We start from the raw sequence: 20,084 nt of genomic DNA on the forward strand, positions 1-20,084 counted from the left end.
TCGAATATACGGATTTCCATATGTTTTTGGCAAGCCGGTTGTCTAATCAGCCAGCCGCTGGTGAACTCAGCATCATTACCCTGGAGCAGTACTTTCAGGATGCCCAGCGTTAGAATGCGCCGTTTACCTGAAACGGAATTCATCATGAGCGCACCGTTGCACGCCGCTTTTTTCACCTTGCTGGCCTTGACCGGTGCTGCCCACGCTGCGGCGGCAGAACCGGTACCGCTGTACCAGCCCCTCAAGGACTGGGTGGTGGGCTGTGACAATACCCGCCAGTGCACGGCGCTGGCGGCCGATACCCGGGCGGACATGCCGCTGGGCATCCAGGTGCTGCGCGGGGCCGGCCTCGATGGCCAACTGCAGGTGACGATCTTCAGCAACAGCTCGCTGGAGGCGCCGTTGCAGCTCGATGGCCAGCCGCTGGCACTACCCTTGAGCGAGGCTCAGGAGGACGGCGTGGTGTTCTGGCACGCCAGCGGCGAGCAGGCCATGGCCCTGCTCAAGGCATTGCGCAACGGCGCGCGCCTGACCTCGCAGAGCAATGATGGTGAGCTTGGCAGCTCTCTGAACGGCCTGACGGCTTCGTTGTTGCTGATCGATTCGGTACAGGGGCGGGCAGGGCATCGCAGTGCCTTGGTGCGCGCAGGGGATGCACCGGATAGCGCCGTGCCACCTGCGCCAGCGCTGCCCAAGCTGGCGCCATTCGTACGCCCCGCGCCGATGGGTGAAGCAGAGGCCAGGCGCATCAGCGAGGTGGTCATGACTGCCACCGCAAACGACTGGCGCGACCCCGACGCGGACTGGACCCCAGACAGTGCCCAGGCCTATGCCTTGAGCAAGGACACAGCGCTGGTCATCTTTCGATTCGGCTGCGGTGCCTACAACTGCGAGTACGCGCTGTACACCACTTCGCGGGCGCATCCCGAGCAGGCGAAGGCGCTGCAACTGGAGAAGATTGCGGCGCAGGAGCAGTGGGGCGACTTTGGTGGTTCGGTGGGCTATGACCCGGACTCCGGGGTGCTCAGCAGTTTCATCCTGGCGCGGGGCATTGGCGATTGCGGCATGGAGCAGAGCTGGCGTTTTGACGGGGAGCGCATGCGACCGCGCTCGCTGTCACGCATGGGCAGTTGCACTGGCAACTGGCCAGACAAGTGGCCGGTGCTGTGGCGTACGCAGGATTGACCCTGGGGCTACTGCGTAGCCCATCGCCGGCAATGCTGGCTCCCACAGGGATTGGTGTTGCCTGATAGCCTTGATCAGAACGCCAGCTTGTAGCCAATCATCAGCAGCATGCCCGCCAGGCACGGGCGCAGGATGCTGTCGGAAATTCGCCCGGTCAGGTGGCTGCCCATGTAGATGCCCGGCAGCGAGCCGAGCAGCAGGTAGCCAAGCAGCGACCAGTCCATGTTGCCCATGCTCGCATGGCCGAGACCTGCCACCAGGGTCAGGGGCACGGCGTGGGCGATTTCGGTGCCGACCAGGCGGCGGGTGACCAGGTACGGATAGAGCAGAAACAGCGCCACGGTGCCCAGGGCGCCGGCACCGATCGAGGTCAGCGAGACCATAACGCCGAGCACCACGCCGGTGACTACGGTCAGCAGGTTGAGGCTGGTGCCGCTCAGGTGGTAGCGGTCGCCGGCGTGTTTGCTGGCGAAGGCCTGGAGTTTGCTTTTGAACAGGATGGCCAGGGCGGTGAGCACCAGGACCACGGCCAGGCCTTGCTTGATAATGGCGTTGGCGGCCTGGGTGTCGGCATCGAGGCTGGCGAGGAACCACAGGGTCAGGGCGGCGGCCGGGACGCTGCCAAGGGTCAGCCAGCCGGTGATTTTCCAGTCGATATTGTTGTTTTTGCCGTGGACCCAGACGCCGCTGGCTTTGGTGATGGCGGCGTAGAGCAGGTCGGTACCTACGGCGGTGGCGGGGTTGATGCCGAACCACAGCAGGATCGGGGTCATCAGCGAGCCGCCGCCGACGCCGGTCATGCCGACGATGAATCCAACTACCAGGCCTGCAATGGTGAAACCGAAAGAACCTACATCCATAAGTAACCTAAACGCCCAACGTGCCCGTGATCGGATGGCAGCCAGCATAAAGGTTTTTTTATAGCCAAATAGACTTGTTCGTTATTAGGTTATAACCGGTGGTGGCTGTGAGAGGAGGGGCTTATCCGGTTGTGATGGTGGCGCGGAGTCACCTTTCCGCCCTTACGGCGGGTTACTTTGGCAGTCGCCCCAAAGTAACCAAAGGGCTTGCCCCACCAGGGGCCCTACGCTGCGCTTCGGGTCCCCTCGCTCCGGCGTCGCTACGGGGCATTGCGAACTACGAGTTGCAAGCAACTCTACGTTTCGCAACTTCGGCTATCGCCGAAGGTGCTGCGCACTCGCCCCTTCGCAACACCTGCACTCGGCCCTTCTGGTTAACGGGGCTGGTAGATCAAGATCAAGAGCACAATTCGCTTCGCTCTTGTTGAGCGCGTAGCGCTGTGGGAGCGGCGGCGCGACGTCTCGACTTGACCCGCGATGCGGTGTTACAGACAACGCTGTTACCGATCCGTCATCACCACCATCACATGCGCATCGCCGCCATCTTCCGTCTCGGAAAGATAAATATGCCCGACATTGCTGTTGAAGTAGGCCGTCTCCTGGGGGCCGATACTCACCGCCTCACCGGTCTCGAACACGATCCGTACACGCCCGCTCAGCACCAGGGCAAATTCCTGCCCGGGGTGGCGGATGAATTCGTCGAACTGTTGCCGCTCGCGGGCGATGATCCGGGCGTACATCGGGGTCATCAGGCGCTGCGGGAATTCGCCGGCAATCGGGTGGTAGTCGTAGGTGCCGGTGCTGTAGCCGGGGGCGCTGGGCAGGGAGTTGACCACGACGGTGGTCGGCACTGGCACATCGCTTACGCCTGAAGCGCGAAACAGCTGGGCGATATCCACCTGCAACGCCCGCGCCGCCGCCGCGAGTTTTTCGTAGCTCACCGAGACCTGCGCCAGTTCCATTTTCGACAGGGTCGAGACCGGTACTCCGGACAGCGCCGAGAGTTGCTTGAGCGTCAGCTGCTGGGCCTTGCGCACGCTGCGCAGGCGCGCGCCAACTTCGGCGCGGTCAATCAGCGGCAGCGCGCCAGGGCGGGTGTCGGCAGGGGAGCGGTCGGCACTCATCAAGCATCTCGGTCAGGCAAAACGGATGCGCATCTTACCGTGAGCGCTTGCATAATCCGAAATTCTCAGATATTAGAATTCTCACAAATGATAATTTCATCTCGCAGGTGATTGCATGGCTATGACACAGACCTTCGACATCGTGATCATCGGCGCCGGTATTGCCGGTGCTTCATTGGGCTATCGGCTGGCGCCAGGGCGCCAAGTGCTGATGCTTGAACGCGAAGCCCAGGCCGGCTACCACTCCACCGGGCGTTCGGCGGCGATGTTCATGGAGGCCTATGGCACCCCGCAGATCCAGGCGCTGACCCGCGCCAGCAGGGCCTTTTATGAGTCGCCGCCGCCGGGCTTCTGCGAGCATGCCTTGCTCGAACCGCGGGGTTGTCTGTATGTGGCGACCCTGGAGCAACAGGCGCTGCTCGACAGCACCTATGCACAGAGCCAGGCCAACGGTACCGAAGTGACCTTGCTCGACCGCGACGGGGCGTTGGCGCTGGTGCCGAGCCTGCGCGCCGAGGTGGTGGCCGGCGCGGTACTCGAACCCGGCGCCATGGACCTGGATGTACACGCGCTGCACCAGGGCTTCTTGCGCGGTTACCGCCAGGCCGGCGGGCACTTGCACTGCAATGCCGAGGTGGTCGAGGGCAGTTACCACGAAGGTTACTGGCAGCTCGTGATGGCCGACGGCAGCTGCATTCAGGCGCGCGAACTGGTCAATGCCGCTGGCGCTTGGGCCGATCACATCGCGGCGGTCTGCGGCGTACAGCCGGTCGGCCTGCAGCCGTGCCGGCGCTCTGCCTTTACCTTCGACGGCCCGCCAGACCAGGCCTTCAGCCGCTGGCCGGCAGTGATCGGCGTTGATGAGAGCTTTTATTTCAAACCCGATGCCGGGCAGTTGCTCGGCTCACCGGCCAACGCCGACCCGGTCGAGCCCCAGGACGTGATGCCCGAAGAGCTCGACGTCGCCATCGGTATCTACAACATCGAGGCCATCACCACCCTGGCGATTCGCCGCCCCAGTCATAGCTGGGCCGGGCTGCGATCGTTCGTTGCCGATGGCGACCTGGTGATTGGCCGCGATCCGCACAACCCGGCGTTTTTCTGGCTGGCGGCGCAAGGCGGTTATGGTATCCAGTCCGCCGCTGGCGCTTCGCAACTGGCCTGTGCGCTGTTGCTTGAGCAACCGTTACCGGCAACCCTGAGCGCCGAAGGGGTCGAGCCGCAACGCTTGTCCCCGGCGCGTTTTCGTTAATTCCCGAAGGAGATTTCCCATGAGTTCGACTATTGAGCGTATCCCCAGCCACCTGCCGTATCCGTTTTCCAAAGCGGTCAAGGTCGGCGGTTTTGTGTTTCTTTCCGGGCAGATCCCCCTGCGCGCCGACGGTGAAGTGGTGCGCGGCGACATTCAGGTCCAGACCCGGGCGGCGCTTGAGCGTATCGGTGAAACCCTGGCCGAGTGCGGCGTCGGTTTCGACCAGGTGGTGAAGGCCACCGTGTGGCTGTCCGACATGGCTCATTTCGCCGGTTTCAACGAGGTCTACAAAGGCTTCTTCGCCAACGGCTACCCGGTGCGTTCCACCGTCAGCGCCGGTCTGGCCCTGGGCGTGGATGTCGAGATCGAAGTGCAGGCCTGGCTCGGCAACGACTGAGTCAGCACGGCAACACTGGGTAAAAACAACAACAAAGGCCCCGCAGGGCCATCGATACCAGAGGGCTGAAAATGAAAGAGCAGCTGAAAATTGCAGGCGCCTTTATCGGCGTGATCGTCGGCGCAGGGTTCGCCTCGGGGCGGGAGCTGTTGCTGTTCTTTGTCGACTTCGGCCTCTGGGGCCTGCTTGGGGCGCTGGTCAGTGCGGCGTTGTTCACCTTTCTCGGCATGGCCCTGGCAAGGCTCGGCAATCGCTTGCAGGCGGCCTCGCACAAGGACGTGGTGTACGCCATCTGCGGGCGTTACCTGGGCTTGTTCGTCGATTTGCTGATCACCTTTTTCATGTTCGCCGTCACTGTGGTGATGCTTGCCGGCGGTGGGGCCTTGCTCGAGCAGCAGTTTGGCATTCCGGCGCTGGCCGGCAGTGTGCTGGTGACGGTGCTGGTGGTGGCGGTGGTGTGCCTGGATGTGCAGAAGGTGATTCTGCTGATCGGTGCGGTGACGCCGTTCCTGATTCTGGTCGCCACGGCAATTGCCTTGTACGCGGTATTTACTCGCGAGCTGAGCTTTGCCCAGCTTGACCAGGTGGCCAGCCAGCAAGAGGCGGGCACCCGCCATTGGCTGCTCGGTGCGTTCCTGTATGTGTCGTACAACATCGTTGCCGGAGCGCCGATCCTGGCGATTCTCGGTGGCTCCGCACGCCTGGAGAAAACCGCGATCTGGGGCGGGATTCTTGGCGGCGCGGCGTTGGGTGGGCTGATGCTGGTGATGAGCGCCGGGCTGTTGTCGCGCCTGGACAGCGTGGCCGAGCTGCCGATGCCGATGCTGTCGATTGCCAGCGAAATCTCCCCGGCACTGGGCGTGATCATGTGCGTGATCATCTTCGGCATGATCGTCAACACCGCCGTGGGCACGCTGTATTCGTTTCTGGCGCGGCTGTTGCCGGCCGGCACCCGCAGTTTTCGCCTGGGTTCGGTGGCAGCGGGGGTAGCGGCGTTTGTCTGCAGCCTGATCGGCTTTATCAGCCTGGTCGGCCAGGTCTATCCGTTCTTCGGTTACCTGGGTTTTGTGCTGATGCTGGCGGTTTTGATCGGCTGGCTGCGCCTGGGGCGGGCCAAGCAGGTGCTTGCGGTGTAGCGCGAGAGGATGAAAAAAGGGGCCGCAAGCGGCCCCTTTTGTTTTTCACAGCGGTCAGATCTTGAAGCTGTCGACCAGTTGCTTGAGGCGCCCGGCCTGTTGGGCCAGGGCATCGCAATGACGCAGGGTGTCATTGAGGTTGGCCACGCCTTGCTGGTTGAGCACGTTGATCTGGGTGATGTCCAGGTTCAGGCTTTCCACCACGGCGGTCTGCTCTTCGGTCGCGGCGGCCACCGACTGGTTCATGCCGTCGATCTCGCCGATGCGCTGGGTCACGCTGCTCAGGCGCTCGCCGGCCTGGTTGGCGACCATCACGCTTTCTTCGCTGGAGACCTGGCTGGCGTTCATGTTGTGCACCGCCTCGCGCGAACCGACCTGCAGGGTGGTGATCATCTTGTGGATCTCTTCGGCCGACTCCTGGGTGCGGTGGGCCAGGTTGCGGACCTCGTCGGCCACCACGGCAAAACCACGCCCGGCTTCACCGGCACGGGCCGCTTCGATGGCAGCGTTGAGCGCCAGCAGGTTGGTCTGCTGGGAGATGCCCTTGATCACGTCGAGAATCTGGCCGATGTCGTCGGTGCTGGCGTTGAGGGTTTCGATCTGCTCGCAGGATTCGCTGATCTTCTGCGACAGCGAGGTCATCGCCGAAATAGTTTCCTGCACCACCTGACGACCGTCGTTGGCCTGCTCGCTGGCGCCGCTGGCGTGTTGCGAGGCATCGGCGGCGTTGCGGGCGATTTCCTGGGTGGCAGCGCCCAGTTCGTTGATCGCCGCAGCCACGCTGTTGGTGCGCATGCTTTGCTCTTCGGAACCGATGATCGAGGCGTTGGAGGCGCTCATCACGCGCTCGGACAGGTCGTGGACCTGGCGAGTGGCCGAGGACACTTCGGCAATCGAGGCGTGGATACGCTCGACGAACTGGTTGAAGGCACCGGCCAGTTCACCGAACTCGTCCTTGTTCTCGACGACCAGGCGGCGGGTCAGGTCGCCTTCGCCCTGGGCGATGTCCTGCATGGCGCGGCCCATGGTGGTCAGCGGACGCATCAGCACCGGAATCAGCAGGCTCAGCAGGCCGGCGATGGTAGCCACGGCAATGAGCATGGCGATAATGGCCGAGGTACGGAACTGGCTCAGGCCGGCGTAGGCTTTGTCGCGATCGATCGACAGGCCGATGTACCAGTCAGCGGTCGGCAGGCCGCTGATCGGGGCGAAGGAGATGATCCGCTCCTGTTTGTTCAGGGTGACCTCGTGGGTGCCCGGGGCGATGTGCAGGTTGCTGCCCGGGTAAATGTCCTTGAGGTTCTTCATCACCTGGTCTTTGTCCGGGCTGACGATCACCTGGCCGTTACGGTCGACCAGAAATGCATGGCCGATACCGCCGAAGTCCACGGCGTTGATGATGTCCACCAGGGTCGCCAGGCTCAGGTCGCCACCGACCACGCCGAGCAGCTCGCCGCTGGTTTTGCTTTTCACCGGCATGCCGATGGTGACCACCAGGCCGCCGACCGCAGCCATGTATGGCGGGGTCAGCATGGTCTGGTTGGCAGCGACGGCCGCGGTGTACCACGGGCGCTGGCGCGGGTCGTAGCCGTCAGGCATCTTCGCGTCCGGGCGCTGGGTGAACACGCCGTTGGCCTGGCCAACGTAGGTGAACTGGAAGTTGTTGGTGTACGAAGGCTGGTCGACCAGGCCCGGCAGGTCGGCGTTGGCGCCTTGCTGGGCAACGTCCTGGGCGAGGTTTTCCAGGACCAGAATGCGCCCGCTCATCCAGTTCTGCACACTACTGGCAGCCAGTGCACCGGCCTGTTTGACCGACGAGTCGATGTTCTGTTTGATGGTGTTGCGTTGCAGGTAATCGTTGTAAAGGGTGAACAGTGCAAATGCCAGAACCACGACGCCGCAGGCGCACAGCAGGATCTTGTGGCGAAATTTCAGGTTCATGTTCCGAGACCTTGTGCCAGTAAAGAGGAGTGCCGAGCGGCGCTTTTGGCGTGTGCTCGTACCTATCCAGACGGGTATCGGCCGCAAAACTGAAAAATTGATAGGAGTTTTTGCCGCAGGGGCTGACAGGATTTTCCTACTGCCTGCTCTGGAATGCGTGTTTCAGTCGGGCGCTTTATTGCACGCCCAATAAACGCACCAGCGCCTGGGCAGCTTTTTGCAGTGGCTGGTGCTGGCGCCAGAAGGCATGCACCGGCAACTGCAACTCGTTGCGGGTGTTGCTGAAGTCCAGGCGCACCAGGCGCCCGGCGCCGAGCAACGGTGCTACCCGCGACAACGGAAAGTCGCCCCAGCCAAGGCCGGCTTCGACCATTTCGATGGCCATGGCCAGGCTGTCGGTGCGCCAGTACGCCTTGCCGATCAGCGCGCGAGTGTCGCTCAGGGGCAGGTCGCGGCTGGCCACCAGGATCTGCCGGACGTTGGCCAGGTCTTCGAGGTAAACGATTTGCCGGGGGCGCTGTTGCAGGGCCGGGTGCTGCGGGCCGATACAGGCCACTAACGACTCCATGCCGATGTTCTGAAAACGCTGGCGGGCGTCCACCGACAGCCCGGCGAAGGCCAGGCACAGGCTGACGCGGCCGTCGTGCAGCAGTTGCAGGGCATCTTCCTGCGGTGCGCTCAGCACCTCGACATTCAGCAACGGGTGGCGCTCGCTGAGGGTTCTGATCGCCGCCAGCAGGCGGGTGTGGTCGATGTCCGGCACCACGCTGATGCTCAAGGTGCTTTCCAGCCCCTGGGACAGCTCCAGGGCATGCACCTGCAATTGCCCCAGCTGGTTGGCGATCATCCGTGCGTGCGGCTCCAGGGCCTGGGCCATGGCGGTGGGGCGGGTTTCCCGGTGGGTGCGTTCGAACAGGCTGAAGCCCAGTTCCGCTTCCAGGTTGCCGATGGCCATGCTCACCGCCGACGGCACCCGGCCCAAAGCCCGGGCGGCAGCGGAAAACGAGCCGCGGTCGAGTACGGCGAGAAACAGTTCGATGTTGTCGCTGGAAAAGTTCATGGCAATCTCCTGTCAGATAATCTGATAGCTGCTGACTTTGGCTGTCAAGAAGATTGACGCATGCTTGCCCGCCTCAGTTGCCCAAGAGGGCGGCGTTTTACGGCAAAACCGAGGTTAGCAACGTGCAAGGTGTCAAACGCAAACTGGTCTACGTGACCGCCTATGAACTGATCGGTCTGTGTATGTCGACCCTGGGCCTGGCCTACCTGGCCGACAGCGCGCCGAGCAATACCGGGCCGCTGGCGGTGATGATCACCACCATCGCCATGGCCTGGAACTTCATCTACAACACCCTGTTCGAGTACTGGGAAAGCCGCCAGGCCAAGCGTGGGCGCAGTGTTGGCCGGCGGCTGGCGCATGCCATCGGTTTTCAGCTGACCCTGGTGGTGTACTTGATCCCGCTGATTGCCTGGTGGCTGGACATGAGCCTGCTGGAGGCCTTTGTCGTCGACCTGGCGTTCATCATCCTGATCCCGTGCTACACCTTCATCTACAACTGGCTGTTTGACCGCATCTTCGGCCTGCCGACCTCGGCCCAGGCTCAGCCCGACAACCGCGTCGCCGCATAAGCCGCGCGTCTATTGGGCCGGCAGGGTGATCACCTGAGCCGCGGGCTGCGGCTCGCGCTCGGGGCCTTCGGCGGCCAGCAGGCTGTCTTCTATCTCCCCCGACAGGTAGTAGACCCCGGCCATGGCGCCGGTCTTGCGGTTCTCCATCAATTCCCGCCATTCCTCGTTCAGCGCGACGTTGAGGATCACCCGCAGTTGCTCGATCATCGCCGGTTGTTCGCGGTTGTGGGTCATCACCCCGATGCCGGTGGCCGCCAGGGAAATCACCGTGCCCGCCGCACGCCCGACGGCTGCCGCCACGGCGCTGGCGATGCCCCGTGGCGCCAGGGTGGCGCCGAGCTTTTCACTGGCTTGCTGGGCGACCGATGACAGGCCGATGTCGGCGCGCTGGGTGCCGGCGCGCACGGCGCTGTGCAGGCGTTTGACCAGTGCGGCGTAGGCGGGTTGCTGTTCCAGCGGCTTGCTGAACAGCAATTGATGGAGCGAGGCATTGTTGTTGGCCGGGGGGCCGAGGCCGATGGCCTGGATTCGCGTCAGGTGCAGGTTGAACTGCTCCGGCGGCGCCCGGTAGCGCTGGGCAATCTGCTGCAGTTGCTGGCCAAGCAGCTGGATATACAGCTCCATGGCCCGGTCGCGAATGGCCTCGGGGTCGATCTCCTTGGCCACCGGGTCCAGCACCCGTTCGTGGTACTGCTCCTGCAGGTACTGGGCCAGGCGCTTTTCCGGGGTTTCGCTGCCGTCGCCACTGTTCATTTTGTACCAGGCCACTTTCATAGTCAGCCATTGCTGGGTCCAGTAGCCGGTGAACCAGGGGATGAACTCGCTTTCGGTGTACTGCTGCACGCGGTCTTTCCAGACCCGCATGGAGCGCCGGGCATAGTCGTTGACTGAACTGGTGACCGCCAGCGAAGCGTCGATGATGTCGCGGTCGATCTGTTGCCAGGTCGCCGCATTGACCGGGATGGGCGGCGGCTCGCTGACCTTTTGCCGTGAGCCGCAGCCGCCCAGCGCCAGGAGCACGGCGAGCAGCAGGGCGATGAGCGGGGAACGCGGAATCAAAGCGCAGCCCCCCTGTGGTCAGGCAAGCTCGAATGGTGTGGTTACCTGAGTATAGGTGCCGTCACTCGCGCTGCTGTTCGGCCTCGGCCTCGTCCAGGGCGAGGAGGATGTCGGCCCAGATCTCCTTGCAGAAAAACCACACCCAGGTGGCGTTCAACAGGCGGTCGATATGGCGCCGCCACCAGCTGTCGCGGCGTGCCTGGAGGGTTTCTTCGATCTCCTCCTGCAGCCAGGTTTCGTCGAAACCGGTCCAGACCGGCGGTACCGGCGTCATGATGTTGCCGTAGCAGGCGGGGGCGACTTCGCTGTAGAAGATTTCCTTGAGCAGCTCGCGGTCAAAACCCACCAGGTGGCGGGCGATCCACAGGTATTCGACGTGGGTGTCGACGAAGGCATCGGACATTGCTGCGCGCACTTGCTGGCGCTGCTGCGGTGTCATGTGCGGCGCAGGTGTCATCAGGGTGCGCTCCAAGGCGATTGACGCCATGGTAAAGCGGGCAGGCTATAACTGTCGCCTGGTAGGCGAGCGCTTCGCACTCGATCGCTGGCAAGGCCAGCTCCCACAGGTTCGGTGCATGCCACTATTGTGGGAGCCGGCGTTGCCGGCGATGAGGCCATTCGGTCAATCCTCCAGGTCGAGCTTGGCCTCGATATGGTCCAGATGCTCATGCATCAATGCCAGCGCCGCCTCGCCATCGCCGTTCTCCAGCGCATCGATGATCGCCGCATGCTCCTGCCAGGCGCAATGGCTGCATGGTCGTGCTTCGTACTGGGCAATGATCAGCGAAGTCTGCGGTACCAGGCCGTTGAGAAAACGCGCCAGCGGCAGGTTGTCGGCCATGTCCGCAAGTTTGAGGTGAAACTCGCCGCCCAGGCGGATCGCCGTGCAGCGCTGGCCCTGTTCATGGTGCTGGCGCTCGCGGGCCACCAGTTCGCGCAACTGGCGGATCTTGGCCGGCCGTGCGCGCTTGGCCGCGAGGCTGATCAGGGTGGTTTCGGCCAGGCGCCGGGCGCTGAGGATCTGCCGTGCATGCTGCGGGTCAGGCGCGGCCAGGCGTGCGGTGTGGCTCGGGCGCTGGACGATCACCTGTTGGTCCGACAAACGCCCGAGCACCCGCCGGATCACCGTGCGGCTAACCCCGAAAGCATCGCCCAGGGCTTGCTCGGTCAGGGCGCTGCCAGGAGCCAGGCGCTGCTCGAGGATGGCATCGAACAGCCGTGGGTAGATCTGCTCGGCCGACAACCTGCGCTCACCTTGGGCAAGCAACGAGGGCAGGGCGGTGTCATGGGCGTGGGCGCTGGCGTTCATGGTCGCACTCCTGGGGTCAGTTGCCCGGATGATCGTCCGGGATGTTCAGTTCGATGCCCATGCGCCGGCCTTCCTGAAGGATATGGTGGCGCATCTGCGCGCTGGCCTGGGCGCTGTTCTTGTTGCGGATGGCGCGCACCACCGCTTCGTTTTCCTCAAGCCGCGCCGCCAGATGCTCGGGCGAGTTGCGCAGCACTGCGGCGCTTTGCTTGAGGGCGTTGCTGGTCTGCTGCACCACGCTCTGGAAGATCGGGTTGGCGGTCAGGGTGAACAGCTCTTCGTGAAAGGCGATGTAGGCGTTGACCCCGGCTTCGCTGTCTTCGGCCTCGAGGGCTTCGCGCATGTCCATCAGGGTCAGGCGCAACTGACCGATTTCCTTGCTGCTGATCGACTGCGCCACCAGGCCGACGATAAACGGCTCGAGGGTGTAGCGCAGTTGCAGCACATCCTCGAGGCTGGCCTCGGCGACACCGCTCTGGGGCGAGGTGCTTTGCGCCGCATCAGCGTCCAGCACCAGCACGCCCTTGCCCGGCATCGAGCGCACCAGGCCGAGGGTTTCCAGCACGGTCACCGCTTCGCGCAGGCTTGGCCGGCTGATGCCCAGTTGCTCGGCCAGTTCGCGCTGGCCCGGCAGCATGTCGCCGGAGCGCCACTGGCCACGGGCCAGGGCCTGGCGGAGTTTTTCCACCACCGAGTTGACGACGGTTGATGAAGTAATCATTGGTCACTCCATGAGAACACTTGCATGGTTTGCTCCTGTGGCCGGCAGTTTTGCTGCCGGCCCTGTTGCTCAGAACTCTTGTTGATGGGCGTTGGGGTTTTTGCGCTGGGCAAAGCCGAAGCCCTGTTTGCCCGACAGCACATTGTTGGCCCGTTCCATGTCGATATCGCCTTCCCAGCGGCCGATGGCCACGGTGGCCACGCAGTTGCCGATCAGGTTGGTCAGCGCCCGGCCGATGCCCATGAACCAGTCCACCGCCAGCACCAGCACCAGGCCGACCACCGGGATCGCCGGAATCGCGGTGAGGGTCGCGGCAAGGATCACCAGCGCCGAACCCGGAATACCGTGGGCGCCCTTGGAGGTAATCAGCGACACCAGCAGGATGGTCAGCAGGTCGGTCATCGCCAGCGGCGTGCCGGTGGCGTTGGCAATGAAGACGATGGCCAGGGTCAGGTAGATCGAGAAGCCGTCGAGGTTGAACGAGTAACCGGTAGGAATCACCAGGCCCACCGTCGAGCTGCCGATGCCCAGGTGCTCGAGCTTGCGCATGATCTGTGGCAGCACGGCGTCGGAAGAAGCGGTGCCGAGGACGATGGTCAGCTCTTCGCGCAGGTACTTGATGAACGGCAGGATCTTCAGCCCCGACAGGCGCATCACGGTGCCCAGGATCAACAGCACGAAACCGGTGCAGGTCAGGTAGAACAAGGCCACCAGGCCGCCCAGGTGCTGCAGCGATTCCAGGCCGTACTTGCTGGTGGTGAAGGCGATGGCGCCGAACACGCCGATCGGCGCCAGGCGCACGATCATGCCCATGATGCGGAAAATGATGTGGCTCAGTTCGTTGATCAGCCGCGAAATGCCCGAGGCCGCTTCACCGACCAGGTTCAGGGCGCTGCCGAACAGCACTGAAAACAGCAGGACCTGGAGGATGTTGTTGTCGGCAAAGGCGCCGACCACCGAGGTCGGGATCAGGTCCATGAGGAACGCTGCAGTGCCATGGATGTGCTGGCCGCGTTCGGCCAGGTTGCTGGCTTCGCTGCTGGCCAGTTGGTCCAGATGAATGTTGGCGCCGCTGCCAATGCCCGAGGTAAAGGCGAACACCAGGCCGATCACCAGGGCGATGGTGGTCAGGATTTCGAAGTAGATCACCGATTTCAGGCCGATGCGCCCGACCTTTTTCAGGTCGCCAGCACCGGAGATGCCGCTGACCACCACGCAGAACACGATCAGCCCGATCAACATCTTGATCAGCTTGATGAAGCCGTCACCGAGGGGTTTGAGTTGCAGGGAAACTTCAGGAAAGCTCAGGCCGCAGGCTATGCCTAGCACAAGGCCCAACACCACTTGGAGGAAGATCGAACGCGAGCACCATTTGAGCATGGGAGGGATCTCTGGTCGGTGTCCCTGCTTCGATGCCACGGCGGGCGAAAGAGCGGAGGACTTAATTATTGTGGTCTTACCGGTATGTCCAGTGCGTGGGCAGTGTAGGCGCGATTTTTTTGGGTTTGCAAGGGGTTTTCGGCTGAGCGGGCAAGAATTGGCTTTACCGGTCTGACCAGTTGCGGTGCAATAGCCAGGCAAAAAAAAAGCGGCAGGGTCGACCTGCCGCTTTTCGGGGTTGCCGCCACTAAGGCTTGGACAAGGCCAGGTCTACCGCTGCGATCAGCTTTCCCAGGTCCTGGGAGGGCGTTTTGTGAATGACGCCGAAGAGGTAGGCACGCTGCTCGTCTTCGTCGTTCTCTTCGGCGAAGAAGGCTTTGAGTTTGATCCCCAGCACTTCGGAAAAGCTCGACAGGGCTTCCACGCTGGGAGTGTAGGTGCCGGTTTCGAAGCGACTGATGGTCTTGGGGTCAAAACCGGTTTTCTCGCCAAGTTCAGCCTGAGTGAGCCCGGCTACCTTGCGGTAACGTCTGATGGCCGAACCCAAACTTGAAATTGTCATCGCTTAATTCCCATTTAGAATCAAGAACTTAACGATATCTATCGGCAAGAGGCAACGCCACAATTCATCACCTTTGTTTGCATAATGTGATGTAATTCGTAGAATTGATCGTTTGGACAGGTCAAAAGCCATCGAGTTTCAACCGCGCTGACCCAGCTGAGACTATTCAGCAAAGCACCCCGGTAGAAGGCTGATCTCGGTGTCGGACGAATGGTTTGGGCGCTGCGCAGGACAACCTGACAGACCCCTGCAAATGGAGTTTTATCGTGCGTCTCAACATGCCGGTTACCTCGGTCGAACAGACTTTCGGCGAGGATCAACGGCTTATTTCCGCCACCGACACTGCCAGCAATATTACCTATTGCAACGCCGAATTCGCCGCCATGAGCGGGTTCAGCCAGGCCGAGCTGATCGGTAGCCCGCACAACCTGGTGCGCCATCCGGACATGCCGCCAGCGGTGTTTGCCCTGATGTGGCAGTACCTCAAGGCCGGCCAGAGCTGGATGGGCATCGTCAAGAACCGCTGCAAGAACGGCAACTTCTATTGGGTCAGCGCCTATGTCACGCCGATTCTCGAGGACGGCCGCCTGGTCGGCTATGAGTCGGTGCGGGTCAAGCCCACTCGCGAGCAGGTGCGCCGTGCCGAAGCACTGTATGCACGCTTGCGCGAGGGCAAGCCGGCAGTGGCGAGCGGGCGCCGGCTGGCTCAGCTCGGCCAGGTGATGAGCCTGCCCCTGGCTGCAGGCGCGCTGGCGGTGGCGGCCAACCAGGTGCTGCCGGGCTGGCCGGGCCAGGGGATCACCCTGGGCCTGTTCGCGCTGCTCGGCCTGTGGGCGCATGGCCGTCTGGGTCGTCAGTTGGGGCAGATCGTCGGGTGTTCGACGCACACCTTTGCCGACCAGATCAGCGCCCTGACCTACAGCGACCTACTGGGCCCGGCGGCGCAGTTGCAGATGATTTTGATCAGCGAAGAAGCGCGGCTGAAAACCGCGCTCACCCGCCTGAGCGACCTGGCCACACAAATGGCCGAAGCCGCCAGCGACTCCAGCCGTTTGTCGCGCAACACTGAAACGGCACTGCTGGAGCAGCGCGGCGAAACCGACATGACCGCCACCGCCATGACTGAAATGGCCGCCTCCATCGGCGAGGTGGCCGAGCATGTGCAGCAGACCGCCGTGCAGGCGCAGACCGCCAACCAGTTGGCCGAGCAGGGCAGCCAGGTCGCCGGCACCAGTCGCGAGGCCATCCAGTTGCTGGCCACTACCGTCAGCCAGATCAACCAGGCGGTCACCCACCTGGCCGGGCAGACCCAGGACATCATGCTCGCCGCTGAAGTGATTCGCGCGATTGCCGAACAGACCAACCTGCTGGCGCTCAACGCCGCCATCGAAGCGGCCCGCGCCGGCGAGCAGGGCCGTGGCTTTGCCGTGGTCGCCGATGAGGTTCGCGCCTTGGCGGCCAAGACCCGGCACTCGACCGTGCAGATCCAGGGCATCATCGAGAACCTGCGCAGCGGCGCCGACGAGGCGGTGAGCATCGCCAGCCTCGGTATCAACGAGGCCGAGCAGGGCGTGGCCCAGGTGCTGGAGGCGCAGCGTGCCTTGCAGGGTATTCGCGCCGCGGTCGAACGCATCAGCGACATGAGCCAGCAGATGGCCGCCGCCTCGCAAGAGCAATCCTCGGTGGCCGAAGACGTGTCCGAGCAGATCAACAAGGTTGCCAGCACCGTGCAGGCCACCGCGCTCAACGCCAATGCTGCAGCCAGCCGCGGCGCCGAACTGGAAAGCATTTCTTCGGGCCTGCGGGCCCTGGTCGAGCGTTTCAATCGCTAGCCACCAGGGTGCAGAGGAATTCATGGACGATAACTACCGCGCGGCAGTCGATGCCGCTGCGATCTTTTCCGAAACCGACCTGAGCGGCCGGATCACCTACGTCAACGAGCAGTTCTGCAGCATCTCCGGCTACAGCCGCGAGGAACTGCTGGGCGCCAACCACCGGATCCTCAACTCCGGCCTGCACGGGCCGGAGTTCTTCATCGGCATGTGGCGCGCACTGGTTGCCGGGCGGGTGTGGAAGGGCGAGATCTGCAACCGCGCCAAGGACGGTTCGCTGTACTGGGTCGACAGCACCATGGTGCCGTTGATCGACCCGGCCACGGGCAAGGTGCGCAAGTACGTTTCGATCCGCTTTGACGTCACCGAAAAACGCCAGCTGCTGCATACCCTGCAATGGCGGGTCGGCCACGACGTGCTCACCGGCCTGCCCAATCGGGCCTACCTGTCTGACCTGCTTAACCAGGCCCTGGAGTTCTCGCGCAACGAGGACATTCCGCTGGCGGTGTGCATGCTCGACCTGGACGGCTTCAAGGCGGTCAACGATGGCTACGGGCATGCCAGCGGCGATCTGCTGCTGGTCGAAGTGGCCACCCGGCTCAAGGGCATCCTGCGTGGCGGCGATGCCGTGGCGCGCTTGTCGGGCGACGAGTTCGTGCTGATTCTGCGCCACGTGCAAGACCCCACCCACTTGCAGGCGGCGCTCGACCGGGTGCTGACCGCGATCGCCGCGCCATACCGGATTCGCGAGCAGGAGATTCGCGTCAGCGCCAGCATCGGCGTGACCCTGTTCCCCCAGGACAACGAAGACACCGACACCCTGGTGCGCCACGCCGACCAGGCCCTGTACGTGGCCAAGCAGAGCGGGCGCAACCGCTTTCACCTGTTCGACGTGTCGCTGGACCAGGAGGTCAAGGCCACCCACCAGACCGTGGCGCGCCTGCGCCAGGCCTTGCACCAGGGTGAGCTGTGCCTGCATTACCAACCCAAGGTCAACATGCACAGCGGCGTGGTGATCGGCTTCGAGGCGCTGCTGCGCTGGCAGCACCCGGGCAAGGGCCTGGTGCTGCCCGGCGATTTTCTGCCGCAAGTCGAACAGACCGACTTGATCGTCGAGATTGGCGAGTGGGTGATCGACCAGGCCATGAGCCAGATGCAAAGCTGGCAGGCGCTGGACCATCAGTGGCCGGTCAGCGTCAACATCGCTGCCCGCCATGTGCAGCGTGACGACTTTGTCGAGTGCCTGCAGTTGCTGCTCGGGCGTCATCCGGACGTGGCGCCGGCGATGCTCGACCTGGAGATCGTCGAGTCGGTGGCGATCGAAAACATCCAGCGCGTCAGCCAGTGCCTGGAGGCCTGCCAGCGTTTGGGCGTGCAGTTCTCCCTGGATGATTTCGGCACCGGCTATTCGTCGCTCAGCTACCTCAAGCGCCTGCCGACGCGGACCATCAAGATCGACAAATCGTTCGTGCGCGACATCCTCCACGACCACGACGACCTGGCCCTGACCCGCGCCGTCATCGGCCTGGCCCGCGCCTTTGGCCGCCAGGTAATCGCCGAAGGCCTGGAGACGGTAGAGCATGGCCAACTGCTGATGGGCCTGGGTTGCGACATCGCCCAGGGCTACTGCATCGCAAGGCCGATGCCGGCCGAGCAGGTGATCGGCTGGGTTGCCAATTACCAGCAGCCAGCGCAGTGGAAAGTCCTGTAGGCGCGGGCCTCCTGTGGGAGCGGGCCTTGCCCCGCGATCGAGCGCGTAGCGCTCGCAATCCAGGCCCCGCCGCATCGCGTTATTTACGCATTCTTTATGCCCGGCCGTGGCTCTCGATCTCGCCCCTTTACAGCCTCTCTACCGACAATGACCGTCAGCGGCACGTGCCGTAAGGACGGAGAGTTTTCATGAGCATTCTGGACGGGGTGTCACTGCTGCTGGCAGTGGCCTTGATGATCTACCTGCTGGTCGCGCTGCTGCGCGCCGATCGGGGTTAGGAGCGACCATGCACAGTTACGATTACGCGTTGCTGCTGGCGTTCTTTGCGCTGGTACTGCTCCCGGCACCCTTGCTCGGGCGTTTCTATTTCAAGGTGATGGAGGGGCAGCGCACCTGGCTGTCGCCGCTGCTGGGGCCGGTCGAGCGTGGCTGCTACCGGCTCGCCGGGGTCGATGCCAGCAAAGAGCAGAGCTGGCAGCAGTACACCCTGGCCTTGCTGGCCTTCAACCTCGCAGGCTTTGTGCTGGTGTTCGCCGTACTGCTGTTACAGGGCTACCTGCCGCTCAACCCGCAGCACCTGGCGGGGCAGGAGTGGTCGCTGGCGTTCAATACCGCCGTGAGCTTCGTCACCAACACCAACTGGCAGTCCTATAGCGGCGAAGCCTCGGTCAGTTACCTGAGCCAGATGCTCGGCCTGACCGTGCAGAACTTCGTCAGCGCCGCCACTGGCCTCGCCGTGCTGGTTGCCTTGTGCCGCGGCATCGCCCGTCGTTCGGCACAGACCCTGGGCAACTTCTGGGTCGACATGACCCGCGCCACGCTCTACGGCCTGCTGCCGCTGTGCCTGGTGCTGGCCTTGCTGCTGGTGTGGCAGGGCGTGCCGCAGACCTTCGCCGATTATGTTCATGCCCTGACCCTGCAAGGCGCCGACCAGACCATCCCGCTGGGCCCGGCTGCCAGCCAGATCGCGATCAAGCAACTGGGCACCAACGGCGGTGGCTTTTTCGGCGTCAACTCGGCGCACCCGTTCGAGAACCCGACGGCCTGGAGCAACCTGTTCGAGGTGGCCTCGATCATTCTCATTCCGGTGGCCCTGGTGTTTACCTTCGGCCATTACGTCAAGGACATGCGCCAGAGCCGGGCGATCATCGCCGGCATGCTCGCGCTGTTCCTGATCGGCGGCGGCACCGCGCTGTGGAGCGAGTACCAGGCCAACCCGAACCTGAGCAGCCCGCTGGTTGAACAGACCGCGCCGCTCGAAGGCAAGGAAAGCCGTTTCGGCACCACCGCCAGCGTGCTCTGGACGGTGACCACCACCGCCGCTTCCAACGGCTCGGTGAACAACATGCACGACAGCCTCAACCCGCTCAGCGGCATGGTCGCGCTGGTCAACATGATGGTCGGCGAGGTGATCTTCGGCGGCGTCGGCGCCGGGCTCTACGGCATGCTGCTCAACGTGCTGATCGCGGTGTTCCTCGCCGGCCTGATGATCGGCCGCACCCCGGAATACCTGGGCAAGAAACTGCAGGCGCGGGAAGTGCAGTTGCTGGTGGCGACCCTGCTGGTGATGCCGGTCGGCGTGCTGGTGCTCGGCGCCCTGGCGGCCAGTTTGCCCGGCCCTGCGGCGGCGATCAGCAACCCCGGTGCCCACGGCTTCAGCCAGTTGCTGTACGCCTACACCTCGGCCAGCGCCAACAACGGTTCGGCCTTTGCCGGCCTGGGTGCCAACACCACCTTCCACAACCTGATGATCGGCCTGGGCATGCTGATTGGCCGCTTCGGCTACATCCTGCCGGTGCTGGCCCTGGCTGGCAGCCTGGCACTGAAAAAATCCGCACCGGTGGGGCAGAACAGCTTCCCGACCCACGGCCCGCTGTTCGTCACCTTGCTGGTGGTGACCATCCTGTTGGTCGGTGGCCTGACCTTCCTGCCGGCCCTGGCCCTGGGGCCGGTGACCGAATACCTGAGCCTGGGCTTGTGAGGAAC

19 protein-coding genes and 2 pseudogenes are annotated in these 20,084 nt (G+C 63.4%); 10 read left to right on the forward strand and 11 right to left on the reverse strand.

From position 1 onward, the window contains the following. Positions 1 to 144 precede the first annotated feature (144 nt). Positions 145 to 1,185 (forward strand): DUF1176 domain-containing protein, encoded by a 1,041-nt coding sequence (locus ACIOVF_RS21400; protein ID WP_401292305.1) that lies wholly within the window; start codon positions 145 to 147, stop codon positions 1,183 to 1,185. A 74-nt stretch (positions 1,186 to 1,259) separates the two neighbouring features. Here ACIOVF_RS21400 and ACIOVF_RS21405 read toward each other — a convergent pair whose 3' ends face one another. Together ACIOVF_RS21405 and ACIOVF_RS21410 are read right to left on the reverse strand one after the other, a co-directional pair. Next, on the reverse strand, positions 1,260 to 2,045 hold the full coding sequence (locus ACIOVF_RS21405; RefSeq protein ID WP_045194827.1) for a sulfite exporter TauE/SafE family protein: 786 nt from the start codon (positions 2,043 to 2,045) through the stop codon (positions 1,260 to 1,262). A 500-nt stretch (positions 2,046 to 2,545) separates the two neighbouring features. After that, the gene (locus tag ACIOVF_RS21410; protein ID WP_045194826.1) at positions 2,546 to 3,169 is read right to left on the reverse strand and encodes a helix-turn-helix domain-containing protein; all 624 of its coding nucleotides are present in this window, start codon (positions 3,167 to 3,169) and stop codon (positions 2,546 to 2,548) included. 121 nt (positions 3,170 to 3,290) lie between these two features. Here ACIOVF_RS21410 and ACIOVF_RS21415 point away from each other — a divergent pair, with 121 nt between their 5' ends. The 3 genes from ACIOVF_RS21415 to ACIOVF_RS21425 all read left to right on the forward strand — a co-directional run bounded on the left by ACIOVF_RS21415 (position 3,291) and on the right by ACIOVF_RS21425 (position 5,954). Further along, positions 3,291 to 4,421 carry an NAD(P)/FAD-dependent oxidoreductase gene (locus ACIOVF_RS21415; RefSeq protein ID WP_401292378.1) on the forward strand — a complete coding sequence of 377 codons (1,131 nt, stop codon included), beginning with the start codon at positions 3,291 to 3,293 and terminating at the stop codon, positions 4,419 to 4,421. A gap of 19 nt (positions 4,422 to 4,440) precedes the next feature. Further along, on the forward strand, positions 4,441 to 4,818 hold the full coding sequence (locus tag ACIOVF_RS21420; RefSeq protein WP_401292309.1) for a RidA family protein: 378 nt from the start codon (positions 4,441 to 4,443) through the stop codon (positions 4,816 to 4,818). Between the two features lie 71 nt (positions 4,819 to 4,889). Further along, positions 4,890 to 5,954: a hypothetical protein gene (locus ACIOVF_RS21425; RefSeq protein ID WP_258594237.1), complete on the forward strand. Its 1,065-nt coding sequence runs from the start codon at positions 4,890 to 4,892 to the stop codon at positions 5,952 to 5,954. 54 nt (positions 5,955 to 6,008) lie between these two features. Here ACIOVF_RS21425 and ACIOVF_RS21430 read toward each other — a convergent pair whose 3' ends face one another. The 3 genes and pseudogenes from ACIOVF_RS21430 to ACIOVF_RS21440 all read right to left on the reverse strand — a co-directional run bounded on the left by ACIOVF_RS21430 (position 6,009) and on the right by ACIOVF_RS21440 (position 8,955). After that, positions 6,009 to 6,794: a methyl-accepting chemotaxis protein gene (locus ACIOVF_RS21430; protein WP_371128674.1), complete on the reverse strand. Its 786-nt coding sequence runs from the start codon at positions 6,792 to 6,794 to the stop codon at positions 6,009 to 6,011. A gap of 117 nt (positions 6,795 to 6,911) precedes the next feature. Next, positions 6,912 to 7,895 (reverse strand): annotated as a pseudogene (locus ACIOVF_RS21435) (cache domain-containing protein); the annotation flags it as partial. Between the two features lie 175 nt (positions 7,896 to 8,070). Next, positions 8,071 to 8,955, reverse strand: a complete 885-nt coding sequence (locus ACIOVF_RS21440) for a LysR family transcriptional regulator (protein WP_195884662.1) — start codon at positions 8,953 to 8,955, stop codon at positions 8,071 to 8,073. A gap of 122 nt (positions 8,956 to 9,077) precedes the next feature. Between ACIOVF_RS21440 and ACIOVF_RS21445 the strand changes: the two genes are divergently transcribed. Beyond that, entirely contained in the window at positions 9,078 to 9,524 is a 447-nt protein-coding gene (locus tag ACIOVF_RS21445) for a PACE efflux transporter (RefSeq protein WP_045194813.1), read from the forward strand. A gap of 9 nt (positions 9,525 to 9,533) precedes the next feature. On the opposite strand, the gene ACIOVF_RS21450 is transcribed toward ACIOVF_RS21445, so the two are convergent. From ACIOVF_RS21450 to ACIOVF_RS21475, 6 genes are all read right to left on the reverse strand, one after another. Then, complete coding sequence (locus ACIOVF_RS21450; protein ID WP_258610732.1) at positions 9,534 to 10,580, reverse strand: hypothetical protein; 1,047 nt, start codon at positions 10,578 to 10,580, stop codon at positions 9,534 to 9,536. Between the two features lie 64 nt (positions 10,581 to 10,644). Continuing rightward, positions 10,645 to 11,055 carry a hypothetical protein gene (locus tag ACIOVF_RS21455; RefSeq protein WP_401292314.1) on the reverse strand — a complete coding sequence of 137 codons (411 nt, stop codon included), beginning with the start codon at positions 11,053 to 11,055 and terminating at the stop codon, positions 10,645 to 10,647. 150 nt (positions 11,056 to 11,205) lie between these two features. Then, positions 11,206 to 11,892, reverse strand: coding sequence for a GntR family transcriptional regulator (locus ACIOVF_RS21460; protein WP_195884660.1), 687 nt, complete (start codon positions 11,890 to 11,892; stop codon positions 11,206 to 11,208). Positions 11,893 to 11,908: 16 nt separating this feature from the next. After that, positions 11,909 to 12,613, reverse strand: coding sequence for a FadR/GntR family transcriptional regulator (locus tag ACIOVF_RS21465; protein ID WP_045194809.1), 705 nt, complete (start codon positions 12,611 to 12,613; stop codon positions 11,909 to 11,911). 69 nt (positions 12,614 to 12,682) lie between these two features. Next, positions 12,683 to 13,993, reverse strand: a complete 1,311-nt coding sequence (locus tag ACIOVF_RS21470; protein ID WP_401292318.1) for a C4-dicarboxylate transporter DctA — start codon at positions 13,991 to 13,993, stop codon at positions 12,683 to 12,685. A 247-nt stretch (positions 13,994 to 14,240) separates the two neighbouring features. Beyond that, on the reverse strand, positions 14,241 to 14,555 hold the full coding sequence (locus tag ACIOVF_RS21475) for a helix-turn-helix domain-containing protein (RefSeq protein WP_045194806.1): 315 nt from the start codon (positions 14,553 to 14,555) through the stop codon (positions 14,241 to 14,243). Between the two features lie 383 nt (positions 14,556 to 14,938). On the opposite strand from ACIOVF_RS21475, the pseudogene ACIOVF_RS21480 reads away from it, so the two are divergent. The 5 genes and pseudogenes from ACIOVF_RS21480 to kdpA all read left to right on the forward strand — a co-directional run. Then, positions 14,939 to 15,103: pseudogene (locus ACIOVF_RS21480) on the forward strand (PAS domain-containing protein); the annotation flags it as partial. 174 nt (positions 15,104 to 15,277) lie between these two features. Next, positions 15,278 to 16,387 carry a methyl-accepting chemotaxis protein gene (locus ACIOVF_RS21485; RefSeq protein WP_371128675.1) on the forward strand — a complete coding sequence of 370 codons (1,110 nt, stop codon included), beginning with the start codon at positions 15,278 to 15,280 and terminating at the stop codon, positions 16,385 to 16,387. Positions 16,388 to 16,409: 22 nt separating this feature from the next. Continuing rightward, on the forward strand, positions 16,410 to 18,098 hold the full coding sequence (locus ACIOVF_RS21490) for a putative bifunctional diguanylate cyclase/phosphodiesterase (protein ID WP_401292321.1): 1,689 nt from the start codon (positions 16,410 to 16,412) through the stop codon (positions 18,096 to 18,098). A gap of 188 nt (positions 18,099 to 18,286) precedes the next feature. Continuing rightward, on the forward strand, positions 18,287 to 18,376 hold the full coding sequence (gene kdpF / locus ACIOVF_RS21495) for a K(+)-transporting ATPase subunit F (RefSeq protein WP_036996387.1): 90 nt from the start codon (positions 18,287 to 18,289) through the stop codon (positions 18,374 to 18,376). An 8-nt stretch (positions 18,377 to 18,384) separates the two neighbouring features. Next, positions 18,385 to 20,079: a potassium-transporting ATPase subunit KdpA gene (gene kdpA / locus ACIOVF_RS21500; protein WP_045194798.1), complete on the forward strand. Its 1,695-nt coding sequence runs from the start codon at positions 18,385 to 18,387 to the stop codon at positions 20,077 to 20,079. Positions 20,080 to 20,084 lie beyond the last annotated feature (5 nt).

This window comes from Pseudomonas sp. NPDC087612, assembly GCF_044743505.1.
GTDB lineage: Bacteria > Pseudomonadota > Gammaproteobacteria > Pseudomonadales > Pseudomonadaceae > Aquipseudomonas.